Annotated in this window: 1 protein-coding gene and 1 pseudogene; both read right to left on the bottom strand. The window is 64.2% G+C overall.

Annotated elements, in window-relative coordinates; all coding sequences use genetic code 11:
• A partial coding sequence (locus tag EN879_RS33325) for a molybdopterin-dependent oxidoreductase (protein ID WP_127274578.1) occupies nt 1-1,740 on the bottom strand: 1,740 nt, incomplete at its 3' end.
• 82 nt (nt 1,741-1,822) lie between these two features.
• Nucleotides 1,823-2,077: pseudogene (locus EN879_RS33320) on the bottom strand (ABC transporter ATP-binding protein); the annotation flags it as partial.

Raw genomic sequence — 2,077 nt, 5'->3', positions numbered from 1 at the left:
GTCGGCGACCTCGATCAGGTCGACATGGTCGGGGAATTCCGGCAGCCGCGCCACCGGGCCGAACAGGCCCATGCTTTTGGGCGGCCGGTTGGGCGCCGCCTGCCCGGTCCAGTCGGCGCGGAAGCGGAATTTTCCATCCGCGTGGCCAAATCCGTTGATGAAGTGTGCTGCCTCGAAATCCGGCTGCAGGTCGACCCATTTGTCTTGCTTCAAGCTTTCGAAACTGCCCAGCCCGCGCTTGCCCAGGATGATGTCGATATGCTGCTGCTCGGTCAGGCCGAAACCCGGACGGTCGGCGACACCGAGGCGATCAGCCAATTGCTCGATGACGAAATGGTTGGTGCGCGGTCCCTCCGGCGGCTCGATCAGCTTGGGGCCAAGCGTGATGTGCTGGTTGCCGCCGCCCTTGTAGACATCGTCGTGCTCGAGGAACATCGTGGCCGGCAATACGATGTCGGCAAGCTTGGCCGTGTCGGTCATGAACTGCTCGTGCACGCAAGTGAACAGGTCGTCGCGCAGGAAGCCTTGCGTCACCAGCCGCTGCTCCGGCGCGACATTCACCGGATTGGTGTTCTGGATCAGCATCGCCGTCACCGGCGGGCCACCATAGAGCGCATCGCTGGCACCGGTCAGCACCGGGCCGATGCGCGAATGGTCGAGATAGCGGATCGAGGGATCGCGCATCCTGGTGCCTTCGAGCACATCCTGGTTGAGCTTGAAGATGCCGGAATTGGAATGGAAGGCGCCGCCGCCCTCATATTGCCAGCTGCCGGTGACAGCCGCGATGCACGAGGCGGCATGCATGTTGACGGCGCCATTGCGCTGGCGTGCAAAACCATAGCCGAGGCGGAAATAGGTCTTCTTGGTCGTGCCGACGAGGCGGGCGAAGGCCTCGATCTCGGCAACCGTCAGGCCCGTGATCCCGGCCGCCCACGCCGGAGTGCGCGTCTCGAGATGCGCTTCCAGCCCTCTCGGGTCGTCGGTGTATTTCGAGAGATAGGCGCGGTCGGCCATGCCCTCCTTGAACAGCACATGCATGACCGCGCAGGCCAGCGCGCCATCGGTGCCTGGCTTCAGCACAAGGCCAAGATCGGCCTGCTTCATCGTCGCGTTTTCGTAGACGTCGATGACGACGATCTTGGCGCCGCGCTCCTTGCGCGCCTTGATGGCGTGGGTCATGACGTTGACTTGGGTCACCACCGCATTGGTGCCCCAGATCACCACGCAATCGGATTTCGCCATCTCGCGCGGGTCCGGCCCGCGCAAGGCGCCGGCCCCCATCATCCAGCCCGTCCAGGCGAGATTGGTGCAGATCGACCCGAAGAAGCCGGAATACTTTTTCGCGTGGCGCAGCCGGTCGATGCCGTCGCGCTGCACCAGCCCCATCGTGCCGGCATAGTAGTAGGGCCAGATCGTCTCCGAGCCGTACCTCTCCTCGGCCGCAATGAACTTTTCGGCGACGAGGTCGAGCGCGGCCTCCCAGCTCGCTTCCTTCCAGGTGCCGTCGCCCTTAGCGCCGGCGCGGATCAGCGGCTTCAGCAAACGGTCGGGATGGTGGACGCGGTCGGCATAACGCGCAACCTTGGCGCAGACGACGCCGGCGGTGTAGCTATTGGACTTGGCGCCATGGACGCGGCCGATCCGATTGCCGTCGAGCAGTTCGACCTCGAGCGCGCAGGTCGAAGGACAATCATGCGGACAGGCCGAATGGCCGATGCGAAGCTTGGCGTGCTGGTTCATGCGGCAAGACTAGCGGGTTTCAAAGGGCGCGTGTAGGGCCAGATGATTAGCCAATCTCCCCACTTGTGGGGAGATTGCGTAATCACTCCGCCGTGCCTTCTTCATACTCTGCCGACATGGACAGCCACTTTTCCTCGTGGCCGGCCAGCGTCTGGGCCAGTTGCGAGCGCTCCTTGGCCAGCCGGGTCGCTGTCGAGGGATCCTTTTCGTACACCGCCGGATTGGACAGTTCGTCCTCGATGCCGTCGATGCGCTTGCGGATGCGGTCCATCAGCGCTTCGGTGGCGCGGATTTCCTTGGCCAGCGGCTCGAAGGCGGCGCGGCGTGCCCCCGCCTC

Source organism: Mesorhizobium sp. M7A.F.Ca.AU.002.02.1.1 (assembly GCF_003998535.1).
GTDB classification, from domain to species: Bacteria; Pseudomonadota; Alphaproteobacteria; order Rhizobiales; family Rhizobiaceae; genus Mesorhizobium; species Mesorhizobium ciceri.
This window is presented reverse-complemented; position numbering and strand designations above follow the sequence as displayed.